Origin of the sequence: Rhodococcus sp. DN22 (assembly GCF_036669995.1) — a bacterium.
Classification (GTDB): Bacteria; Actinomycetota; Actinomycetes; order Mycobacteriales; family Mycobacteriaceae; genus Rhodococcus_F; species Rhodococcus_F erythropolis.
In genome coordinates this window covers 45,791-67,257 of the sequence record NZ_CP133329.1, presented here as the reverse complement: position 1 = coordinate 67,257, position 21,467 = coordinate 45,791, and the positions used below count along the sequence as shown (strand labels likewise).

Genomic DNA, 21,467 nt, shown 5'->3' with positions numbered 1-21,467 from the left:
ACAGTACGCCACAGCCACACCCGCATAACCCTCTTAGGGCGGGTATGGCTGTGGCGCAACTACATTCCGGGTCAGGGAGTGACGGTGATGCCGGGCGTGGAATTGAACTTGAGCGCCCCGGTCATCTTCGCTGTTCCGGCCCCTGCTGCCGGGCATGATGCGCTTCCCCCGTTGGAGGTGAAGTTCACCGTTCCGGTGTTGTTGGCGGTCACGGTATGTGTTGTGTTGCTGTAGGGCACGGGGCCGGCAGTACTGGCGGTGACGTCGATGACGCAGCTACCAGCGACTACGTGAGCTCCACCGGTGGGGATTTTGATACTTCCCATCGGTGATCCACTGTCGGCGTTGACGTTCAGAGCCCAGGAACCCGACGTGGTGATCGTTGCCGGCACACCTTCGAGGTCACATCCGGACAGTCCCACGCTCGCGATGTTGATGTTGATGCCGCCCGTTCCGGAGTTCACGTTACCGGGCGCTGGAGGGATGGTTCCGGTTCCGCTGACGCTGGTGCAGTACAACTCGAGACCGCCAGTTGTCACGAAACTAAGCCCACTCCTGGTGGCCGTCACCGGAGTGGCTGTGGCGGGGCTGATCGTGGTGGACAGCATCCGACATCTCCGCGCATCACCCCGCCTCGCCGACCGAAGCCGATGAATGCACCCACCGAACGAGAGAAACCTCGCCGACCGATCGGCGGTATGGCAGCATTCGCCACATGACTAGCGAACGGATCGAAGTACAGCGCACCATCCGTGCCGACCCCGCATCGATCTTCGCGGTCCTCTGCGACCCTCAGGGGCACGTCGCCATCGACGGATCCGGAATGCTGATGGGCGCAGATGGCGAACTCGTGACCGCGACCGGCGACGAATTCGTCGTCCACATGGATCGCGAAGCTCTGGGCGACCTACCCATGGGACAGTACGACGTCACAGTGACGATCAAAACCTTTGTTCCCCAACGCGAAATAGCATGGACCATCCTCGGAACTGTTCGGCCTCCGATCGGGCACGTCTACGGATATCGGATCGAGCCGGCCGACGACGGCCACAGTTCCCTCGTGACCTCGTACTACGACTGGTCTGATATCGGCCCCACCTGGCGGCAAGCAGGAATCTTTCCCGTCATCGCCGAAGGATCTCTCAAAGCCACGCTCGGTATCCTTGCACGCACCGTAGCCAGAGGTTATCCGCGCTGACCCCGCCCGAAAGCCCAGCGTCGGGGCCGTGATGCTCCTCTTCCGCGAGCGCGCAGCCACCACCGTGACAATCGCAGCACTGATCGCCGGTGCCGTCGCAACCTCATGGATCTATCTCAACGGAATCTTCTTCGCCACAACGTCTCCAGTGAGTGCAATGTCCTACGTTGCACTCACAACCATCACGCCGGCCACTATCGCCTTTTACCTGATGGGGCGCCGAAGCCACGCTGACGCCTCCCAGCCGCCACCTCACCTGAACTCGCGACGAGAGGCTGCCAAAGAGCGGTAGACGAACCTCCACTGCAGCCCAACACGCCCGGCTTCCCCGTCACGAGGCACGGGTCCATCAGTTCATGAAGACCACGCCGCCCGACCTACACTAGAATGCCGAGACGTTTTCTGCGCGTTCACTTTTCGAGCACCGATCACGAATCGACTCGGCCCGCCAGCGACACTACATCAGCCACCCGATATCCACACGGCGAGCGCCTACGATCTCAGGCCTACACGCCCCTCCAGGCATGGGCCCGCACGATCCACCACGCCCGCCCTCACCCCCGCGGCATCGCGTACCGCGGTAAATTTCCCGGTGCACTGTGCGGGGCGCTGCTCGAACAAGCAGCAGACCCTTCCCACCCGTCCGGCACCATTACTGCCACCGTCCCGTATTGAAATCGCACGCCGAATCGACAGCGCTGCAGTCGCACTGGGGTTTAACGCCGTCTGACCCGGCAGGGTTGATCACTACAACATTCTTCGACCTCCACGACAGATCACAGATATCCGGAAGTTTCTTTTGCTCCGGAGACGACGCAGAACAACGGCAGCTTTCACGCAGGCGCCAGAAATCGGGCCCGATTCGCGCTACCGTTCTAGGCTATGGGGACCAGCTTCCACGGACCGAACCCGTGGCCACACATCACTCGCGCGATCCGCACGCGAGGCCCACGCTATGCCGCTGTCCCCTATCTCGGACACCCTGCGCCCGAACTACTTCCACTTCGCAGTGGAGACCTTCTGATCGTCAATGCTTCTACCGCGGCGATCCGCGCCCACGCCACTTCATCTGCCGTTCTTGCGCACTACCTCAGCAAGGGCGTTCGCATCCTGTCGTCGTCAACACTGCACGCCAAGGTCATCGTGACGAACCAACGAGCTGTAATCGGCTCGCCGAATGCTTCCGAAAATTCCACATTCACCCATGAAGCGGTCGTCATTTCCGATGACCCCCAAGTGGTTGCCGACAGTCGCGCGTTCATCAACAATATCGACGAAACCACTGCTGTAGACCAAATATTCATCGACAACGCCGCGCGCGAATGGGCGATCGGGCGTGCCGTACCCATACCTGGCATCACTGGCCGAATGCAGAACCTTGACAACGACTTTCCTCTTGCTCCGACCAACCGAGTATTTATCAGGCAAGTCAGCGATCACGAAACCCGTCCCTCCGTGCGCATCGCACCTGTGAAACAGACTTCAACGAAGCATCTTTCGGTCAATCCGAGCGTGAGATATCGACTCGAAACACTCAGACTCGGAAAACCAAGCAGCATGGCACGTGGGGACGTCGTCATCCGCGTCTCCACGGACAACGAATTGTTATTGCCACCCGCTGTCGTGATATCCAACCAGGATCGAATACCGGATTCCCCCAGTCATTTTCAGTTCTTTCTCCGCGTTCGCAACGACCTGCTACCGCTTCCTGTGGCAGACACCGAGAGGTATCTCGTCGAGGTCGGGCACCCCAGCGCACAACTGCGGTCCAACCACTACGTTCGCTCGCTCAGTCTTCGGGCCGAACTGTTGGCGTTGTGGAACCTTTGAGTCCTGAGAAACGAATGTTGACGGAATGCGAAGCATTCCTTCGAGTGCGCGAACAGCGCACCGTCAATACGTCGATCCGAGCAATGTACTCACGGAAGTCGAACGACGCACGACTCTAATGTTCGAATCCGGTGAACGAAATCCTCTGCGCAACTGCGATAAAGAGCATTCCGCGTGACAATATACGCGGATCGACCTCCCCCAACCGAAGTCCCTCACGATTCGCAGGCGAACACGAAGGCACAAACCCTCCCCGCTGGAAACCTACGTTCGGCAGCTGACAGGTTAAGGTGCCTTTCCGGATCTTTCAGGTGCTCCTCTCGACACGTGACCCGAGCCATCGAGCTCGCAGACGCACCATCGACTGTCCACAGACCCCCGTCTCCATCCATCTCCACGACACACGGCAGCAGTCTGCGGAAGCGCCGTCCAACACGCGGGTTACATAACCCCTCCCCCGCGTTCAGTCGCACATGAACCTCCCCGGCGTCTGACAGCATGAGAGCCAAGCATCTCCATTCGTTCCCGAAGAATCCAACCCGATTCCGACGCTAGACCCATCATCGAACCGCCGACCGCCAACGCACCCAAACTCCACCTTCAGCGAAGCCGCAGAGGTGGTCCGTCAAGCCCCTCCCTGGTCGGGCCGGCGGCGGCCTGTGAGGCGGGCCGCCGCAAAATCCCTCAGAACTCCATGGCAACATCAACCACACGCGACACACCGAACAAGCGCGCCTACCCGTATCAGTTACAGATTGGTTCTAGTCTTTCCTCATGGCACAGCACAACAAGGGACCTCGCGGACACATCGCGACTCGTGCTCCCCTCAAGCAGCACAAGGTGTACGAGGATCGGGCCGCCGAACTCGGAATCCCTGCTGGGGATTACTCCGTGCTCATACTGGCCATCACCCATGGACTGGACATACCGGACTACATCATCGACAAACTGCATCCGGACCAGCTGAGACTGCTTGAGGTCGAGGCCGCTGGATCACTGCGCCGCATCGAGCAGCTTGCGGTCGGCGCATGAACTACCCCTAGACAGCGAACAACCCCCAGGGCTTGGCGGCATCGGGGGCTGTCCGTTTATGCGGTTGTGAGAGCTTCCCAGCTCCCTGACCACCACTAACCCAGTGAAGGAAGAGGCGGTGACCACCACTACCTCGAAAGGAAGAGGCGGTGCTTACTCGATGATATCGCAGAAACGCAATTCCGCCATACTCGCGGACGTATTCGCGGTGTCATTTTTGGCACGTCCAGATCACATTTCGGCTTTCGCGGCGCTCGGATCACACTTCTGCGTCCCGAATGTCCCATCCGAGCAAGCCAGCACCGTACCCATAGTGGTACCGATGTGCGGCCGCCGGATCGAACAGACCTTCCGAACAACCGCGGCCGTGACGCGCGTACAGCGGACCCGCAGACAGGGAGGCCGCCCCTAGCCGACAACGAACGAAGTGCCCCGATACCTAACTAAACAGCGCAGACCTCTTGAAAAGCACAAAGGCCCCCGAAGGGGGTGATTGGGAGCGGACCGCATCGCGGCGAAATAAGGACTGGCAGGTCCTTGACGTCGACTGAGAACTGGCAGGTTCTCCGACATCTGTTCTCGAACATTCTCGAGAGGTGAGCTTCGAAAGTTAGCGCTTTCTCTGCTCGTACTGCATCCCCTGGAAGGGACTTACCTATGGCAGGTATGTCTCAGGGTAGCGCATACCCTGAATACAGCCCAACTCATTCCATATCACCAACCTTCGGCGTGTCGCGCATCGGCACCCAATCCGCTGTTCCTCAATCGACAGAAGTCGACGAATGGCAAGCGGCAGTCGACGATGCTCTCTCACGTATCGCGCGCCTCGAATCCGCTACACGGCAACTCAACGAGTCCACTTGCCAGCGTGGACGCTCTTGGTCCCTACCTGTCGAACCAACGGAACAAGCACGCGTTCCAGTGTGGACATCACGCAGGGAATGGCTCCGCCAATTCCGCCATCACACCACCAGCCCGGCCGGCAAGGCGTTGTGCGCGCGCAACCTGATCAAGCCCGACAAGGCTTACGCAGTGGCTCAAGCTCACGCACATTTCGCCGAATCCCACACCGGCCGCGGGGTCTCCGCAGCGAAATCAACGATCGCTGCCCGGGCCAAAGTCAGCGAATCCTCTGTCAATCGCGCCAGGCGAGTGCTCATCGCGCTGGGAATGGGCATCGAACACGTCCGGGGACGGAACCTCAAAACCCTGGAATTTCTGGCTGCTGAAGCCCATCACGGGGGTCAACAGCACCGCGCTGCATCGACATGGTCACTGTCATCCCCTCGAACAATCGTGGCAACCACACCTCACCGCAAACTCGCCAAGACGCGGCCGTCTCGCGCCTCTGAAAGAGCAACCCGCCACAGAGCTCACAACTCTCTGAGGCCCGACGTCAATCGCGTCTATCAGCCCCACAGCAGTCGACCAGGGCCGATAGGAACTGACACCCTATCTAGTGTTGGTTTTTTATCTTTTGAAGTTCTTCCGTTAGGAAGAACTCACCAACGCGCGCACGCGCGAGCCCAGCTCACAACAAAAAAACGAAGCACTTCTCGGATCACACCGCGGCCTCTGGCACTTCAGAGGACTGCAGCCGAACTCGTCAACCATGCGCCGGCTCTCAGACCGACCGGACATATCGGGGCGATCTGTGATCTTCTCCGCGATGTCAAGATCGATACGACGCGATGGACAGGACGTGACATCGCACAGACGCTTTCCCGAGACACAGCAGACCGGGGGTGGATCTGGCCAACAAGATCAAGCCTGATCTCACCGTTGGCATACCTCAGACGCAGGCTCGATGGGATCGACTGGACCGGAGAATCGCCCAGTGAACAGCGTAAATCGGCCGACCTGGCGCGAAAGAGGGAACAAGAATTACTTGAAAGCTCACATGTTCAACGTACGAAAATGGCAGCGAACCCGGAGCACCGCGCCAAGATCCTAGCCAGCATTCGGGCACACCTGACATGCACGCAGCAGCATTGAGGCTTTACTGGCCCCAATCCGGCCAAGCAATACACGTCCGAAAAACACGCCTCACGATGATCGACAAGCGTTGCCGAGAAGTGTGGCGATCCGTGGCACAGCACCCTGATCGCCACAGGTGTAAATACTCATGGCGACGTTGATCGGGACACAAAGAACCCGGAGGACAACATTTTGATCTAATACGCGGAGCTCCACAGCCATTTTCGGAGAACTGACCCCGCCCGAGCCAGTCAATGGCGGGCCGGCGGTCAGCTTCTCTGCGCTTGAAGAACGCCGCGCTGGTACGGGTTCAACATCCGAGAGGGATTGAAACGACTGCCGTTTCCTCCAATGCAGACGCGCCCGTAGGTATTCGGATCGTCTATCGGTCTATCTCTCCGAGACATGTACCTGACTGAGCATCTTTATTTGCGCAGGTAAACGGCTTTTTGTGCAGAGAAGCATGGTGCGATCACTGCGTGTGACGCATGCTTTGCGAGGCATCCTGGTCGCGCATGCCATACATGCAATGCGTGCGTTGCAAGGCATGCATTGCATGTATGGCAGCGCTGTTGCGTGAAACGGTGGGCCACCTTGCGTCGTTCGTAGCCGTCGGCACGGCAGCGCCGGCATCGTGCACGGGATACTTGTAGACGGGAAGCTGTCTCCATCCCCTCCCCACTCGGTCGAGAAGTGCGTGTGTTTCGGCGTTGCGATTCATGCGTCGCTGTATTCGAAATGTGCCCACCCACCCGAAACTTCTGCTCGCAAAGCGGCGAAATCAAGCCTAACGGAACTGATTCTTCCCACCCCGTCCCCAAGCCTAATTGCGTCACTGTGACGTAAAGTTAGTGCCTGCTCGGACTCGCTTCGGTCATTCCGTCGCGGCCGAACTTCGACTGATCCGGATCTCCACACGTCCCTTCCCTTACACGTCCGGGTTCACACCGCGACCGACCTTTCGCGCAGAATTTTCGTTTCACCGCGGGCCCCCGCTGTGTCCTGAGATGATTCCGCAATGTTGTTCGTGAGTTAGATGAGCACCCCGACTGGCAGTCAGTCGGCTGTATCTCTCAATAGAATTGGAACCCCCTCCCCTCGATCAGTGCGGTTGTTCGTCCCACGCATGTCTCAGTTTTTTCACCATCCGTGCGGTTCACGTGAGTCCTTCCTTCTGCCCTGGATGTTCGGACCCCGATGGAATGAAATATGTTCTGGCCTTCAAAGGGGTACAGGGTTCTATTGAAGTGCCCCCGGTGCGAACATCAGAAAGTTTCTGAAGTGGCAGGCTGTCTTGCCCGCCTCGCAAGGTTGGCGCGTTCCTTCCATCCCGCAAGGGCGGTGCATCGGCGGATGGCTGGGCAGGACCGCTCGCGACGGTTGAGCAATTTGTTCTGTGCGCACAGCGGAGATTGCTGAACCCTATATTTCCGCCTTTAGTCAGTTGGCTGCCCAATAGCGTCCCTTCGACTTCCTTGACAATCTGATCGAGAAGGACTGTCACACGTTTCGATTCGTGTCTGGAACGCCTCGCTACCGGGTGATCGTGGCAGCCAAGCTGCTCTTGGTCGGTCGACCTTTTGCAACGGTGTGTGACACTCACGGCAGATGTTTTTCGATTCGTTCGATGGCAATGAGTGCATTGACCTGCTATTTTGCGCGTCCACGCAATGCGTGGTCTGTATGCACAGCATGCATTGCATGCAGAAGTGAAAGACGTGCGGTGCATGCAAGGCATGTCCTGCTAGCAGTGCATGGCATGCGTGCAATCCTTGCATACCGCGTCATGCGTGCCCTGCGTGCGCTGCGAGCGTTATATGGTTTGCATGCAGAGCAACGCGTGCGTGCGGAGGTAGCACCGCTAGCGGTGCGTGCAGAGCACGCCATGCGTTGTATGTGATCAGTGCTTGGCTAGCGAGGTACGCAATGTGTGCAAAGCATGCGGGGTTTGCTAGCGAGGCATGGGTAGCATGTCGCGCATGGCGTGCATGGGTTGCGGTGAACGCGTGATGAGCATTGCACGCGCTGAACGCAAGGGTTGCACTTGATGCAATTCGTGCATGACACGCGCAGAGTGCGAGGCTTGTACGTCACGCATGACATGCGTGTTATGCTACGCGCGCACGTAATGCACAGTGTGCGTGTTTAGCGAGTGGAGCAGACTTAGCGCGCAATGCATGCAGAGCTCGGATTGCCCGTCACGCACAGTCTGCATGCAGCCCACGTACAGCGTGGATTGCGCACACAGCAAGCAATGCACATATTGCATGCAGCGCGTGGTTTACACGCAATGCACGCCTCGCAAATGTCAACGCCCTCGATGAAAGGTCCGCAATGCAGCCACGCAAAATCGCACTCGGCAACCAGAAGGGTGGCGTAGGCAAGACGGCCTCCACTCTCGGGCTTGCCAGCGCCATCACCGCGGTCGGCGGAAAAGTACTTGTCGTCGACATGGACCAACAGGGCAATACGACCGGCGGCCTCGGCGTCACTCTCGAAGAGGGCATGATGACGGCCTACCACCTCATGAACCAGACCAGAGAAGGCATTGCAGCCGAGGCGATCATTGCCACCCCATGGGATGGCGTCGACCTCATTCCCGCAGACGAAGAGCTCGGCAAAATCGAGTCGGATGGGTCGAATGACCTGGTGTTTCGCCTAGACGTTGCGTTCGAAGGGCTCGACCTTTCTCCTTATGACGCCGTGCTTTTCGACTGCCCTCCCAATATGGGCAAGGTGCTGTTCGCGGTTCTTATTGCAGCAGATGGCGTTGTCGCCATCACTGAACCCACAATCGACAGTGTCGGTGGCGTTCAGAAGCTCGAAGAGACAATCGACACCGTTCGTAAACGGGCGAATCCGAAGCTGGAATTCGACAAGATCGTGATCAGTCGTAAACGGTCTACCGGCGAACACGAGTTCAGAGAGAGCGAGCTACGGGAAACCTACGGCTCACTCGTCGCCAAGACATCGATCCCGGAACTCGCGGCCCGCCAGGACGCGCACTCGAATCGCACTCCGATTCACCAGTTCAAGGGTGGGAAAGCATTGACGCTGCAACTTGCCTACAGTGACTTGCTCGCTGAGTTGCCCATCGTGATCGGAGCCCCGGCATGAGCGTGAAGCGGGAACCTGCCATTCGTAAGACACATCCGGCTGAACTCATCCCGGAACGTCCGCCCAGGGGAGACGCGACCCCCGCGGCACCTGCAGCTACGCCACCATCGCCTTCAGCGGATCTCAGCGCCCGCAAAGATGAGGAGGAGAAGCTGTCGATGACCCACAACACGCGCATCAAACCATCGACCAAGGATCGCCTCCGGCGCGGCGTCGACAAATTGCGGTACGAGACTGGCGATCGCGAAATCAGCGAGGCATCGATGACCGAGGCCGCGCTTGACGAATACTTGAAGGCCAGAGGACTATAAGGGACCCGCGTGCATGGCATGCACTGCGTGCACGCATGATGGATTGTCTTAATTCTTGATTGTGGAGTTCGGCCCCCGGGCGAGGGCATCTTGTGTTTCGGCTGGAAGACCTAATTAGAGGCGCCTGGCACGACAGCCGAGTAGGCATATGTGGGGGACATTCCAAGGACCTCGATATTGAGAACGGCTGTCGGGTGCGGGCGGGAGGTGAACCGCCGGGGCGGGAAGTCCTTGCTGCGCGCGCAATGCCATGTCCCTCTCATCTGCTGACTGTCCGTTCTGTAGAACTTAGAAGCCTTGGCAGCGCAAAGCCTGGAGCAAATTGCGTGAACAATCCGCTGCAGTCACGCAATTCTCACGCAAAATTGCAGACCACCCCACGTCACTCTCAGATCAACAGGCACGCAGCTGGAACGACATCGCCGACGTGCTTTGAGCGCGACGCAAAAAACATCAGTCGACTCTCGGATACGACCGCTAGAAATCGCTGTCAACCCTCACCGCACGCAAAACGGACGAAACGCAGGAGGACAACCAGAAGAAATCTTCCGAAACCAGGAGGAGTCCCGCCGGCGGCAACCAGCGGGACTCCAGACCGAGAACACCCCTTGTAGGAAGGAAAACCCGATCATGGGTGATTTTAGTCTGCGCGCAGCGCGGATCCAGCTTGGAGCACTGATCGCCGCACTTCTCATCGCGATTTTCATCGCAATCGGGATCACCGCAGGCGCATTTGTCCTCTCCTTCGCGGTCCAACGAGACCTCGCGCGCCAAGGAACCATCCCCGAAAACCTCGCATGGATCTTTCCCGTCATCGTTGACAGTGCAATCTTCGGATCCACCGTCGCCATCGTCATTCTGAGCAAACTGAAGATGCATCGACGCGACAAGTACTTCTACGTTGCTGTTGCTGTTGCGGTGGTCGCGATCAGCATCCTCGGGAACGCCTACCATGCGTTCCACTCCGCAACAGTTGCGCAACAGGCCGTTGCGGCAGGTCAGAGTATCGGCTACACGCCTCTCGACCCGGCCGTTGCTGCCATGATCGCGGTCATTCCGCCGGTGCTCGTACTCGCCTTCACGCACGGTCTGGGAATCCTGATCAAAGCAACGGGTATTGCATATTCCGACTACAAGATCGAGATCGACAATGCTGCCGCAGGTGTGGGTACGGTCGCTACGCAAAGCGTCGTCATGTGCAACGAAACAGCCGTAGGAGCCCAGCCTTCTTTAGGCGTCGTAGAAACGCATGACGCGCCGGAAAGCGCTCCGCATCCGAGCCCCTCCGAACAAACGGGGTCTTCAGTGGACCCGGAGCCGTCGAACGCAGAGGCGGTGGCGCACGCCGAACTCGAATGGTTCATTGCCACATCGGACCTGCCCGACGCTGTCAAGGACACCGCACGACGCAAGCTTGCAGACCCGACTCTCACCTGGGAGCTGATCGCCCAGACGTCCAACCCTCCCGTTGCAACATCGACCTCGTGGCGCCGATACGAAAAGTTCGATACCGCGGCCCGAGCAGCTGGCTTCGACAACCCGCCGCTCATCGACATGCGAGCCTCCGATGTTCACTTCACCGACCAACTCGTCACTACAACGTGAGCAGCGCCGCAACCCGCCAACGCCAAGGTTCCCGAGCGCCAGGAATTGCATCATCATGGAGGGGTTGACCACAGCAGAGTGCCCACAGACTGCAGGTAAGGAACCCGCATTGACCGACCCAGACGACCGACACCACTTGATCGTTCCGCCCGAACCGCGCCAGCGACCCCGACAACAGCGAGCGCACGAGACGAAGGCCAAGATCCTCAAGGCAGCTGCACGCTCATTCTCGATCGATGGGTACGCCGCTACCTCCATGAACGACATCGTTGCGGAGGCTGCCTCCACGAAAGGAGCCGTGTACTTCCACTTCGACTCCAAGGAAACGATCGCGAGAGAACTCATCAACCACTGGTTGACCGCGCTCGGCGGAATCCGACAAACAACCGATGAATCAGCAATACCAGCGATCGAGAAGTTGGCTGCATTCTTCAACGGTTCAGCGGCGCTTATAGCCGACGATGCCCTGGCCCGAGCCGGCCTCAGGCTCACCACAGAAGCAGGTCTCGATACCGCCCCACCCGCTTCCGTGAGTGGGTGGAACTCGTTAGCCGACTCGTCGATACTGCGATCGCAGACGGACAGCTTCCCGCCTCTGCCGCCCAGCGCCTGGCAGCGAATCTGTGCGCGGGATTTATCGGCGCAGTTCAAGTCATACAGGTACTGGGCGACCCTGGAGATTTCACTTCACGCATCGACGACTTAGTGAACGCGTATTTGATTTCAGATGCGTAGTCCGCGCGCTGGCGAGGTCGTGAGTAGGGGAGAGGAATCGGACTCAATCCTCGCGGTGACGTCGCCAACCGTGTGCACGGTGTACTGCTAATTCCTCGACCGTAGCGAGGCAGTCGCGTCGTCGAGAGGAGTGACAAAGTGCCTGACATCGAGAGTCGAATCCCCGAAGTGCTTTGTCTCATAGCGAATATTTCAGCGATCCGAGCCGTACCGACGTGGAGACGTAACCATCGATGGGACCGTCACTGAGACTGAAGAACACCAGATAGAGATCGACCGATGAAGACAGCGGAAACCGTGTGCGTGGCAAGATGTGCCGCGTCGGGGCCGCTGAGTACTTCATCGGCCCTTGCCTCCCGTTGAAATGATCGGTTCCAGAACTCGCACGCGATGGTGGTACCAAAACGAATCCCACTTCGGTACCATCAGCATATGAGCACGCAGATCGCGGTACGACTACCGGACGAGATCGTGGAATTTCTCGACGACGAAGTCAGGGAACATCGCGCCGCCTCGCGAGCCTCACTAGTGTTGCGCGCTCTCGAACGGGAGCGTCGCCGTCAGATAGCCGCACGAGACGCGGAGATCCTCTCGGCCGCAACATCCGAACATGATTTGAGCCCCCTCGCTCACCACGCCGTGAATCGACAGCCAACAGGCTCGACCTGATGCGACCAATTCACGAAGCCAAGCTCGACACAGTTCGGCCGGTCCTCGTACTCACCCGAGAGATGGTCCGTCCACACCTCGGGACCGTCACGGTAGCGCCCATCACCGGCGAGATCCGAGGACTGTCCACTGAGGTGTCCGTCAGCGTCGCTAACGGACTATCCGCCGACGCGGTGGTCAGTTGCGACCACATCACCACCATTCCCGTCAGTGCACTCGGCAACATCATCGGTTATCTTCTTCCAGCGCAAGAGGAATCGCTGTCCATAGCCGTGCGCGCCGCCTTCGATCTCGAATGATGACGACAGTGAACGGAAAGGATGAAACATGGCGCTGAAGAAAGGGGAGCAGTTCACGCTATTCGAGCTCGAGCCACCAGAATCCGCTACTCGTTCGGACGAAGTTCCCGAACCCGATCAGCCTTCTCTGTTCGACGTTGACGACACCGCTTGTCTCGAAACGGATTCCGGGGTTGCGGAGCACCCCTGGACCGACGACATCGTCGCCCCTCCGGATGAGCGCTCCAACGAAATGGAAACGGAACCCACCCAGGCGCCAGAACTCGACGCAACCGAACCGGCCGCTCTTCCTCCCGCCAGCGAGGCAGCAGACGGCCACGCCGTCATTGTCACAGCAGCCGGCACCTACACACCATCTGGCCACACACTCACCGGCCCAGTCGATTCCATCGAAAAACTCGACAAACTCATCAGATGGGCAACGCTCACCCCGCTGGGCGCACCGGCGCAGATCTGGATAGTCGGAATCGAAGCCTGCGACATGCTTGGATGGATCATCGACCCAGGCAGCGAAGACGACGTCGACGACATGGAAATCCTGCGCACCCGCGCTGCCGAAGAACTCACCGCGATCCTCCACGCCACGCTGACCCCGATGCTGACCGCAGGATGGGAACTCCGCGGAGAACCCGGCCACGTCGTTCACCTCTCCCGCACCACCGGGAACTTCACATCCATGGTCGACATTTTCATCGAACCCTACGTGTGGACCTACTGGAACAAAGACTTCGGATGGGGCAATCGCGTGGGGGACATGGGGATCCTCGGATCTCCCACCGCCGGAACCTACCTCCCCGACGACGACCTCCCCGCTGCGCAGGAACTGGGACGCCGGCTCGCCTGGTGCGCACAACACCTCGGCGTGCTACCCGGTCCCACTCCAGCACGCACCGGCGCCGCCATCGTCGACAAGATCAAACGCGACCGCACCCGCAGCGGTAAAGGAATCGTCGTCACTGTCGGTGGACCGGTCCCACCGCTGGACGGCGAACCCCGCGGAGATCTCGAACCTGCCCTCGGATGGACCCGCATCCCGCACCTCGAAGAACTTTCCGATGCAACACAACTGGTATCGATAGACCAACGAGCGGCGTACCTCGCTTCCGCTGGCATGCTCGAATTCGGCTACGGAAAACCTCGACATCTTCGCGGCGAGAACGCGCTCGACGCCGCGCGGCAATCGAAAACCCCGTTCGGACTCTGGCGTGTAACCCTCCCACCGGGTGACATGCTGGCGCTCCCACCCGCTCTACCGTTGCCTCACCCACACATGCTCGCCGACCAACCTGTGCAGACCTGGATCACCACCGTCAGCCTCGATGCACTTCAAACGTCCATCGCCGATGGCGGAATCGGCGCAGAACTCGACGACCTCGACATCGCAGAAGCATGGGTCTACCCCGAACAGGGTCGAGCCCTCGACAAGTGGGCGAAAATCTTGCGAGAAGCCCGCAAAGTTGCCGTCGACACCGGCGACACAGCAATGAAACGGTTCATCGGCGCCTGCTACAAGGGTTACATCGGCCGAATGGTCAACCCCGACATGTGGACCGCCAAACAAATGCAACACCACCACCAACCGCTCTGGCGAGCAGCGATCATCGCACACTGCCGCTGGCGAGGCCGCCGCGTCGCGATGCGCATCGCACGCGAAACCGGGCGTTGGCCACTGCGCACCGTCACCGACTCCTGGGTCTACCCCCTGCCCCCGGGCATCGACATCGCAGACGAGAGTGACGCACTCGGGAAAATGACTCTGGAAAAGAGCGCCCCGCTCACCGAAAACATAACCGTCATGCTGACCGACGCCCGCGACACCCACGAGATCAACCTCGCACTCAAAGCTGCGTTCACCGACGAAGATGAAGGAAACATATAGTGGCCCTACATCTTCCGAAACCACGATCAACCAAACCCGCACAGAAGACCGTCGGCTTGGACGGACTCAACGTATCCGTCTCGACAGCAGCAACAAGCGGTATCGAAAAATCGAAATCGGTCAAAAGTGGGGGATTAGCCGGACTCACCAGCAAAGTCTCCGTACGCCAGCTCCGTACGGAAATCGGCAAAGAAGGCCTACGGCAAGCAGCTGTCGACGCCGGGAGAAAGCCACCCTCTGACCGAACACTGCGCCGTTGGGCGCAGCAAGGACGAATCCCGCACCCCGACGTCACCGAACGCGCCAGGCGGCGAGCCGCCATCGAACGCCTCGGTGGAATCGACGCTGTCGCAAAGAAGATCGGCCGTTCACGATCAGCGGTCTCTCGCTACCGTTCCGGCGAAACGAACGAACTGCGCGCTGACGCGAAAAAGAAACTCAAGAACGTCAAAGCTCGCGACATCATGGACCGCGCCGGCGTACTACGACCCGACGGGCAACCCAAAAAGGCCACCATCCGAGTCCGCGGGGGAGTGTCCGTCCGCAACGGTTCCGAAGAAGGTTACGACTATCGAGTGCGTACCCTCGACTTCGCGAACTCCGACAGTCCCTTCAGTCTCGACGAAACATGGGAACTCGCCATGGCTTTGGCAGGCGACGATCATGCCCGGGTGGTTGCCATCCTCGAACGTCACGCCACGATGGATTACCCTGAAAACAAGGGATTCGACCAGTACGGCGACACTTTCGGATTTCACTTCGATTCCATCGAATCCGTCCACATCGACTGGACCTAGATAGGTCATTGCGATCGCACCTCGCCGATCCGATGGCAGCCCAATTGGTCTGGATAGGCGGCTGCGTACGAGGTAGATTCACGTGAACGCGAGAGCCTCGTCACGCTCTTGCCAGCACGTACTCGGTGTTCGACAAGCACGCAACGTAAGTGCTTGGAAGTTGGTGGCGGGCAATGCGACGGGATTTCGGACCATCGGGATCCGGGAGAAAATCGCCTAATTCGACGGAATAGGGCGCGATACAGTCCTTCTCGAACGCCGGACAGCAGCGCATTCCTGATCTTCTGAACCGTCAATCGAAGCATTTTCGGCAACCGATCCGTCATATGTGATCAGTGACTCGAAGCAGCGCTTAGTGCGAGTGCCGAGGGATGGCGAGCGGGTTGATGAGTCACGATTCCCGCCGGTCTAGGCGGTTCCTCGTGGCCGGATGTCACGTTCCGCGTTGGTGAGTCTCTATCGGCTCCGGATCAGCGGTTTCACAGCAAGAGCAACCGCCGTCGGATTCGCCGTCGGCTTTCGTGGGGTGCGGTGTAGTCAGCGTCAACATGGTGGGCGGTGTGCCTTCGCGCTTGTTCAGTGTCAGTGGTGCAGGTGCAGGTGTGCAGCAAGCGTCACCGAGATCGTGACGTGGCGGCGCAATGCTTACGTTCAACTGGCCCGTTGTGCGCGGAATCTCGGGTTGGCCAGGCAGCGGCGTGGTGCGTGCCGCGCGAATCGCGTTCGCGATGACGAGGACTTCGGCGAATTCGTGGACGAACACCACGGTGGCGAGTCCGAGGACACCGGTGGCGGCGAGCGGGATGAGGACCCCAATGATGGCCAGGGAGAGCCCGATATTCTGCAACATCACCGCCCTGGCGTGGCGGGCGTGAGTGAGAACCTGCGGTAGATGCCGCAGGTCCTCACCCATCAGTGCGATGTCGGCGGTTTCGATGGCGACGTCGGTGCCCATCGCACCCATGGCGATACCGATGTTCGCGGTGGCCAGCGCGGGGGCATCGTTGACTCCGTCGCCGACCATCGCAATGTGACGGCCTCGCGCGATGTCTGGGAGCAGTCGGGCTTTGTCTTCGGGGAGCAGTTCAGCGTGGACGATGCCGATTCCGACTTGCCCGGCCAGGGCCTGTGCGGTGCGGTGATTGTCACCGGTGAGCATGGCTGTTTCGATGCCGAGTGCGGTCAGTTGGCGGATCGCTTCGGGTGCTTCTGGTCGTAATTGGTCGCGGACGGCGATCGCCGCGACCACCACGCCTCCACGTTCGATGAGGACGACGGTGGCGCCCTCGCGTTGGAGTCGGTCGACATCGGCTGCAAGGGCACCGGGTTCGACCCAGCCCGGTTTTCCCAGCCGCAGTACTACGCCGCGATGTGTGCCGTGCAGTCCGTGTCCGGCGACGGCAGTGACGTCGTCGGCCGGATCGACGGTCTCGGCGGCGTCGAGGATTGCTCGGGCGAGTGGGTGTTCGCTGCGAGATTCGAGTGCTGCTGCGGCCGAGAGTGCTTGTTCGCGTGTGGTTCCGGGCGTGGTGACGACGTCGATTACTTCGGGTGCTCCGGCGGTGAGGGTACCGGTCTTGTCGAGGGCGACCACCGTGATGCGGCCGAGTTCTTCGAGTGCAGCTCCTCCTTTGACGAGGGCGCCGTTTCGGCTTGCGGCACCGATCGCCGCCACCACTGACAGGGGTACTGAGATTGCGAGTGCGCAGGGTGATGCGGCAACGAGCACCACCAGTGCTCGTTCGATCCACAGCATCGGATCGCCGAGGAGCGTGCCCATTCCCGCGACCAGTGCGGCGAGGACCATGATTGCCGGTACCAGGGGGCGGGCGATGCGATCGGCAAGGCGTTGGCCGGACCCCTTACGATCCTGGGCTTCTTCGACGATGTGCACAATCCGAGCCAATGAGCTGTCGGAGGCGCGGGCGGTGACGTCGACTTCGATGGCTCCGCCGCCGTTGATCGCCCCCGCATGGAGTTGATCGCCCGGTCCGGCTTCGACGGGCACCGATTCGCCGGTGATCGCGGACAGGTCCAGGCTGGTGGTGCCGGCGGCGATGGTGCCGTCGGTGGCGGCGCGTTCACCGGGGCGCACGAGCATGCGGTCACCGACGGTCAACTCGTCCGGTTCGATCGTGACTTCGCGGCCGCCGCGCAGGACGGAGACGGTCGGCGGCACCAACGCGAGGAGCGCTCGCAGGCCGCGCCGGGTTTTGGTCACGGCATAGTGTTCGAGGCCTTCAGCGACGGAGAACAAGATCCCGAGCATCGCGGCTTCGTTGATCTGGCCGAGCGCGATCGCGCCGATCGCGGCGATCGTCATCAGGGTTCCGACGCCGATGCGGCCGTGGCGCAGGTTCACCGCGGTATTCGGTACGAAGGTCGATGCCGCGATGATCGCGGCGACGAGAGCTACGGCGGTGCCGGCGGCGGTGCGTCCGATCAGCCAGGAGATCGCCAGTAGAAGCGCTGCTGCTGCGGCTATCTGCAGGTCGCGGACATGCCAGAGTCGTTGCTCACTCTCGTGCACCTCGGTGGCGTCTTGCGCGCTGGGGTCTGGGCCGCAGCATGCGTCAGCCATGAGTGCTCTCCGGTTCGGTTGCAGCGTCGGAGTCTTCGGTGTTGCTGCGCGCTAGCAGTTTCTGTATGTCAGCCGGGATCGGCATCGGTGTCATCAGCCCGACAGCAGTGCGTCCGGTGTTGCTTACCGGATACCGCCCACTCAGCGATCCGGGCGCGGCGACCACAATGCGGAGGACTTGACCGAGTGCTTCGCGTCGATCATGTTGCCGCAGCGCCAGGTTGAGCATCGAGAGGTGGTTGCGGGTATGCAGCCACGGATGTGGCTGCGAGAGGATATGGGGGCGTTCGAGGTGACTCCACCGGACCGTGTCGTCGGACGCGGTGTGCGCGGAAGACATTTCACGCTCGTACAGTGCGCGAACTGCGGTGGTCGGCGTAGACATGGCGGTTCCTCCCTATTCGTGACACGGTCAGCAGCAGCCTTCGGCATCCGATTTCGGGCACAGAGTGGGGTCGACGGCGAGGACGAGGTCCATCAATTGTCCGAGGGTGTCCCCGATCCGTGGATCGGCCAGCTCGTAGCGCGTTCGGCGGCCCTCGGGGACGGCGACGACGAGTCCGCACCCGCGCAGGCAAGCGAGGTGATTCGAGAGAATCTGACGCGATACCCCGATCTGGTCGGCGAGGTCCGACGGATACCCCGGGGTCTCCCGCAGGCTGAGCAGTACCTGGGTTCTCGTCGAGTCCGAGAGGGCGTATCCGAATCTTGACAGGGCGTCCCGATGCAGCAAGGTATCCATATCAACCATAATACAGAATATTATGAATACAGGAAATAATGAATAGTCTGCGGTATGTCGACAGACGCCTCTCGTTATAGGTGTCGACGATTGGATCAAGCACGTGCCGACGAACTCGCGTGGGTGAAACTCCGAGTCGCCGATCGGAGCGTGCGCCGCCCACCGGATCCACATACCGGTTGAGCAATCACATCTGCCGCTCTCGTTGGCCTGCCACTGGGCTGCCCGGCAGTTCTGTTGGGCGGGACTCTGTGCAGATTGTTGTTGTGAAGCAGTCCAGTGCCAGGGGCGCGAAGGTCGAGCGAGGGCGGCTAGCCCATAGGTTGATCTGCGGCATCCTTGTCGAGACTCCCGTCTCTCTCCCACGGCCACGTCATCAGAGCCCAGATGACGAATACGATCGTCATCCCAGAAAACAGATACACCGGCCACGGACCCATCAGATCCAGCAGCGATGCGGTGGAAGGTTTGGCGTTGAGAAAGCCGTAATTGGTATCGGCGACGCGATTGAAGATGAAAGTGACTATCGCCCATGTGAGCGTGACCAGTACCGCGAGGCGGTAGCTGCGCCATGTAGGTCGCATTCTCCGGCCCCACGTGAGATAGATCGCGGCCCAGACGACAAACAGGTGAATCGCCCAGAAGACAAGAAACTCGTAACCGGGGAAGTCTGGCCCGGCCAGAGCCGGTGAAATCAACGCCTGCGTACTCAATACAAGCCCCCAGTAGTAGGTGAGGGCGAACGGCCAATGTCGGTGCGACCACAATGCGTAGATCGCGGAAACTGTCGCGAGATCGGTGAGTTGTAGGGGTACGGATCCTCCTAGCGTGGGCGAGGACAGCGAGTAGAGCACCGCCGAGCCGTATATCACCGCCAGTATTCCGCCGAGGACGCGGCTGAGGTGGCGAGCTTGCACCTCGGTCTGTCTACGTCCCGCAAAGATCAGAAACACCGAACCCACGACAAACAGAGCGATGACGGCCCAATGCGATAGGCCGTACGCCGAAAACTCGGGTTGCGCAGAATACACATCTCTCACTTCCTCGGCGCCGCCGAACGCACTGCTCCATGACAACCTTCGCAGATAGCTGTTCCAGTTCGGAAGTGCCGTTCTCCGGCTTAGTTGACGATGATCGTGTCCCCAGTGAGAGAAAGGGGGTAACTGTGTAGGGACTTCTGAGCCGGTCGTTGCACGACCGAGCCATCGACGATGGAGTATCGGCTGCCATGACATGGGCAGTTGATCGTTCCATCGCTGACCTCGGAGACTACGCATCCCTGGTGGGTACATACCGCAGAGAAGGCTTGGAACACGCCTTCCTGCGGCTGGGTGATCACGACTTGCTCGTCCGCCAGAATGACTCCGCCGCCGACAGGAACCGCTGATATCGGAACCTCGGCACTGCCCAGGGTTACGCCGGGTGCATTGCTGTTGTTCTGGGTGCTACATCCGGCGACGGCGAGACAAGTTGTTGCGCAGGCTGTTAGGAGGACCGTTCGGCGCCCGACCTTGATGTCGGATGGATCGATCGTGCTCATGCGGGGACCACCAAACCAGTGAGAAACATCAGGAGTATTCCGACGCCGACGCCGACGAGGACCAGAGGGTCCAGGTCTGAGCGGCCTTGTGTGCGCAGGGATGGTGCGATTTGGATGATGACTTGAATGATTGCCCCGACACCGACTCCGAGCAGCAACGCAGATACTTCACGGTTGTCGACGCCCGCTCCGATAACAGCACCGAGGATTGCCGGCGCACCCGCGATCAACCCCAATCCCAACAAGGTCAGTAGGGGGGTGCGTCGCCGAGCCAATGGGGCGATGATCGCGAGCCCCTCTGTTGTGTTGTGCAGGGTGAATCCGATGACGAGGAATGCGCCGAGTGCAAGTTCACCTACCGCATACGCGGATCCGATCGCGAGGCCTTCTCCGAGGTTGTGCAATCCGATGCCGATGGAAATCATCAGTGCCAGGCTGAGTTCGGATGCGCCTGTCGTGCCGGCTCGGCGCCGTTTTCCTCTCAGATAGCGGTCGATGCACGTGAGCGTCAGGAAGGCGATCACCGCGCCGAGGACGACGAGAGTGCCGCCGCCGAAGGCTCCGCTCGAGGCTGCTGCCAGTTTGAACCCTTCACTCGTGCCGTCGAAGATCAAGAAGGCGAGTAGGCCGACCGTGACGGCCAGTACGAATCTGACTGCCCTGGTGCCGGCGCGCCGCATCACCGGCAGCAAGAGCATCCCGAGCAGGACCGGGATGATTCCGACGTATGTGCCCAGGAGGGCCATCAGGCCGAAGAATGCCACTCCGGGGGCGGGAGTTGCTACAGCAGCGGGAATTTCGTGTTCGATGACCAATCCTGTGGAGGTGAGCATCGATACGAGGTACGGCTGGCCGGTGATCCACGGGTAGTCGAGGGTGACCGTCTGGGACTCGAGTCTGCCGATGGGATCTGCAGCTCCTACCAAGTCGACGAATGTGTCGTTCACGGCAACTTGCGCGACGGTCACCGCGTCGGGGCCGGTGTTGCGTAGCGTCAACGTGATTCGGCCTGGTTCGAGGGCCGTCCGTTCGACGGAGATGTTCTCGATCGGTGGGCCGGTACGTTCGGGAAGGCTTTGTCCGGCGAGCATTGCCAGCGCAGTCAAGGCGACGACGATGATCGCGAGCACTGCAGCGCCTCGGAACCAAAGGCCA

General features: G+C 60.1%; 19 protein-coding genes and 1 pseudogene. 13 read left to right on the top strand and 7 right to left on the bottom strand.

Going from position 1 to position 21,467, the window contains the following annotated elements:
* Positions 1–71: 71 nt before the first annotated feature.
* Positions 72–539: a hypothetical protein gene (locus RA302_RS33155; RefSeq protein WP_149357468.1), complete on the bottom strand. Its 468-nt coding sequence runs from the start codon at positions 537–539 to the stop codon at positions 72–74.
* Positions 540–715: 176 nt separating this feature from the next.
* Between RA302_RS33155 and RA302_RS33150 the strand changes: the two genes are divergently transcribed.
* The 13 genes and pseudogenes from RA302_RS33150 to RA302_RS33090 form a co-directional block, all read left to right on the top strand.
* A complete protein-coding gene (locus RA302_RS33150; protein ID WP_030537933.1) occupies positions 716–1,198 on the top strand; it encodes a polyketide cyclase in 483 nt (160 codons plus the stop codon).
* Between the two features lie 28 nt (positions 1,199–1,226).
* Complete coding sequence (locus RA302_RS33145) at positions 1,227–1,490, top strand: hypothetical protein (RefSeq protein ID WP_187781740.1); 264 nt, start codon at positions 1,227–1,229, stop codon at positions 1,488–1,490.
* 590 nt (positions 1,491–2,080) lie between these two features.
* Positions 2,081–3,028: a phospholipase D family protein gene (locus tag RA302_RS33140; protein ID WP_030537935.1), complete on the top strand. Its 948-nt coding sequence runs from the start codon at positions 2,081–2,083 to the stop codon at positions 3,026–3,028.
* 774 nt (positions 3,029–3,802) lie between these two features.
* A complete protein-coding gene (locus tag RA302_RS33135) occupies positions 3,803–4,060 on the top strand; it encodes a hypothetical protein (RefSeq protein ID WP_007733695.1) in 258 nt (85 codons plus the stop codon).
* A 4,311-nt stretch (positions 4,061–8,371) separates the two neighbouring features.
* Entirely contained in the window at positions 8,372–9,154 is a 783-nt protein-coding gene (locus RA302_RS33130) for a ParA family protein (protein ID WP_007733691.1), read from the top strand.
* Complete coding sequence (locus tag RA302_RS33125) at positions 9,151–9,465, top strand: hypothetical protein (protein ID WP_030537937.1); 315 nt, start codon at positions 9,151–9,153, stop codon at positions 9,463–9,465. The genes RA302_RS33130 and RA302_RS33125 overlap by 4 nt, the downstream gene beginning before the upstream one ends.
* A 630-nt stretch (positions 9,466–10,095) precedes the next feature.
* Complete coding sequence (locus tag RA302_RS33120; RefSeq protein WP_030537938.1) at positions 10,096–11,070, top strand: DUF2637 domain-containing protein; 975 nt, start codon at positions 10,096–10,098, stop codon at positions 11,068–11,070.
* A 109-nt stretch (positions 11,071–11,179) separates the two neighbouring features.
* Positions 11,180–11,776 carry a TetR family transcriptional regulator gene (locus RA302_RS33115; protein WP_230587716.1) on the top strand — a complete coding sequence of 199 codons (597 nt, stop codon included), beginning with the start codon at positions 11,180–11,182 and terminating at the stop codon, positions 11,774–11,776.
* Between the two features lie 461 nt (positions 11,777–12,237).
* Entirely contained in the window at positions 12,238–12,474 is a 237-nt protein-coding gene (locus RA302_RS33110; protein ID WP_007733686.1) for a YlcI/YnfO family protein, read from the top strand.
* The gene (locus RA302_RS33105; protein ID WP_007733685.1) at positions 12,474–12,773 is read left to right on the top strand and encodes a type II toxin-antitoxin system PemK/MazF family toxin; all 300 of its coding nucleotides are present in this window, start codon (positions 12,474–12,476) and stop codon (positions 12,771–12,773) included. The genes RA302_RS33110 and RA302_RS33105 overlap by 1 nt, the downstream gene beginning before the upstream one ends.
* A gap of 28 nt (positions 12,774–12,801) precedes the next feature.
* On the top strand, positions 12,802–14,652 hold the full coding sequence (locus tag RA302_RS33100) for a hypothetical protein (protein ID WP_338481275.1): 1,851 nt from the start codon (positions 12,802–12,804) through the stop codon (positions 14,650–14,652).
* Positions 14,652–15,449 carry a hypothetical protein gene (locus tag RA302_RS33095; RefSeq protein ID WP_021334701.1) on the top strand — a complete coding sequence of 266 codons (798 nt, stop codon included), beginning with the start codon at positions 14,652–14,654 and terminating at the stop codon, positions 15,447–15,449. Before RA302_RS33100 ends, RA302_RS33095 begins: the two co-directional genes overlap by 1 nt.
* Before the next feature lie 172 nt (positions 15,450–15,621).
* Positions 15,622–15,729, top strand: a pseudogene (locus RA302_RS33090) (ArsR family transcriptional regulator); the annotation flags it as partial.
* A gap of 153 nt (positions 15,730–15,882) precedes the next feature.
* Here RA302_RS33090 and RA302_RS33085 read toward each other — a convergent pair.
* The 6 genes from RA302_RS33085 to RA302_RS33060 all read right to left on the bottom strand — a co-directional run bounded on the left by RA302_RS33085 (position 15,883) and on the right by RA302_RS33060 (position 21,442).
* Positions 15,883–18,030: a cation-translocating P-type ATPase gene (locus RA302_RS33085; protein WP_011133432.1), complete on the bottom strand. Its 2,148-nt coding sequence runs from the start codon at positions 18,028–18,030 to the stop codon at positions 15,883–15,885.
* Positions 18,023–18,415 (bottom strand): DUF3703 domain-containing protein, encoded by a 393-nt coding sequence (locus RA302_RS33080; RefSeq protein WP_011133433.1) that lies wholly within the window; start codon positions 18,413–18,415, stop codon positions 18,023–18,025. The genes RA302_RS33085 and RA302_RS33080 overlap by 8 nt, the downstream gene beginning before the upstream one ends.
* Before the next feature lie 27 nt (positions 18,416–18,442).
* Complete coding sequence (locus RA302_RS33075; protein WP_030538015.1) at positions 18,443–18,772, bottom strand: metalloregulator ArsR/SmtB family transcription factor; 330 nt, start codon at positions 18,770–18,772, stop codon at positions 18,443–18,445.
* A 311-nt stretch (positions 18,773–19,083) separates the two neighbouring features.
* Entirely contained in the window at positions 19,084–19,803 is a 720-nt protein-coding gene (locus RA302_RS33070) for a TIGR02206 family membrane protein (protein ID WP_037127360.1), read from the bottom strand.
* An 89-nt stretch (positions 19,804–19,892) separates the two neighbouring features.
* Positions 19,893–20,312, bottom strand: a complete 420-nt coding sequence (locus tag RA302_RS33065; RefSeq protein ID WP_011133436.1) for a Rieske (2Fe-2S) protein — start codon at positions 20,310–20,312, stop codon at positions 19,893–19,895.
* Positions 20,309–21,442 (bottom strand): metal transporter, encoded by a 1,134-nt coding sequence (locus RA302_RS33060; protein ID WP_037127376.1) that lies wholly within the window; start codon positions 21,440–21,442, stop codon positions 20,309–20,311. Before RA302_RS33060 ends, RA302_RS33065 begins: the two co-directional genes overlap by 4 nt.
* Positions 21,443–21,467 lie beyond the last annotated feature (25 nt).

Bases quoted from the DNA above. Each gene is read 5' to 3' on its own strand.
- RA302_RS33085 (WP_011133432.1), bottom strand. From the start codon at position 18,030: ATGGCTGACGCATGCTGCGGCCCAGACCCCAGCGCGCAAGACGCCACC.
- RA302_RS33080 (WP_011133433.1), bottom strand. From the start codon at position 18,415: ATGTCTACGCCGACCACCGCAGTTCGCGCACTGTACGAGCGTGAAATG.
- RA302_RS33130 (WP_007733691.1), top strand. From the start codon at position 8,372: ATGCAGCCACGCAAAATCGCACTCGGCAACCAGAAGGGTGGCGTAGGC.
- RA302_RS33110 (WP_007733686.1), top strand. From the start codon at position 12,238: ATGAGCACGCAGATCGCGGTACGACTACCGGACGAGATCGTGGAATTT.
- RA302_RS33100 (WP_338481275.1), top strand. From the start codon at position 12,802: ATGGCGCTGAAGAAAGGGGAGCAGTTCACGCTATTCGAGCTCGAGCCA.
- RA302_RS33150 (WP_030537933.1), top strand. From the start codon at position 716: ATGACTAGCGAACGGATCGAAGTACAGCGCACCATCCGTGCCGACCCC.
- RA302_RS33065 (WP_011133436.1), bottom strand. From the start codon at position 20,312: ATGAGCACGATCGATCCATCCGACATCAAGGTCGGGCGCCGAACGGTC.
- RA302_RS33140 (WP_030537935.1), top strand. From the start codon at position 2,081: ATGGGGACCAGCTTCCACGGACCGAACCCGTGGCCACACATCACTCGC.
- RA302_RS33105 (WP_007733685.1), top strand. From the start codon at position 12,474: ATGCGACCAATTCACGAAGCCAAGCTCGACACAGTTCGGCCGGTCCTC.
- RA302_RS33075 (WP_030538015.1), bottom strand. From the start codon at position 18,772: ATGGATACCTTGCTGCATCGGGACGCCCTGTCAAGATTCGGATACGCC.
- RA302_RS33125 (WP_030537937.1), top strand. From the start codon at position 9,151: ATGAGCGTGAAGCGGGAACCTGCCATTCGTAAGACACATCCGGCTGAA.
- RA302_RS33120 (WP_030537938.1), top strand. From the start codon at position 10,096: ATGGGTGATTTTAGTCTGCGCGCAGCGCGGATCCAGCTTGGAGCACTG.
- RA302_RS33135 (WP_007733695.1), top strand. From the start codon at position 3,803: ATGGCACAGCACAACAAGGGACCTCGCGGACACATCGCGACTCGTGCT.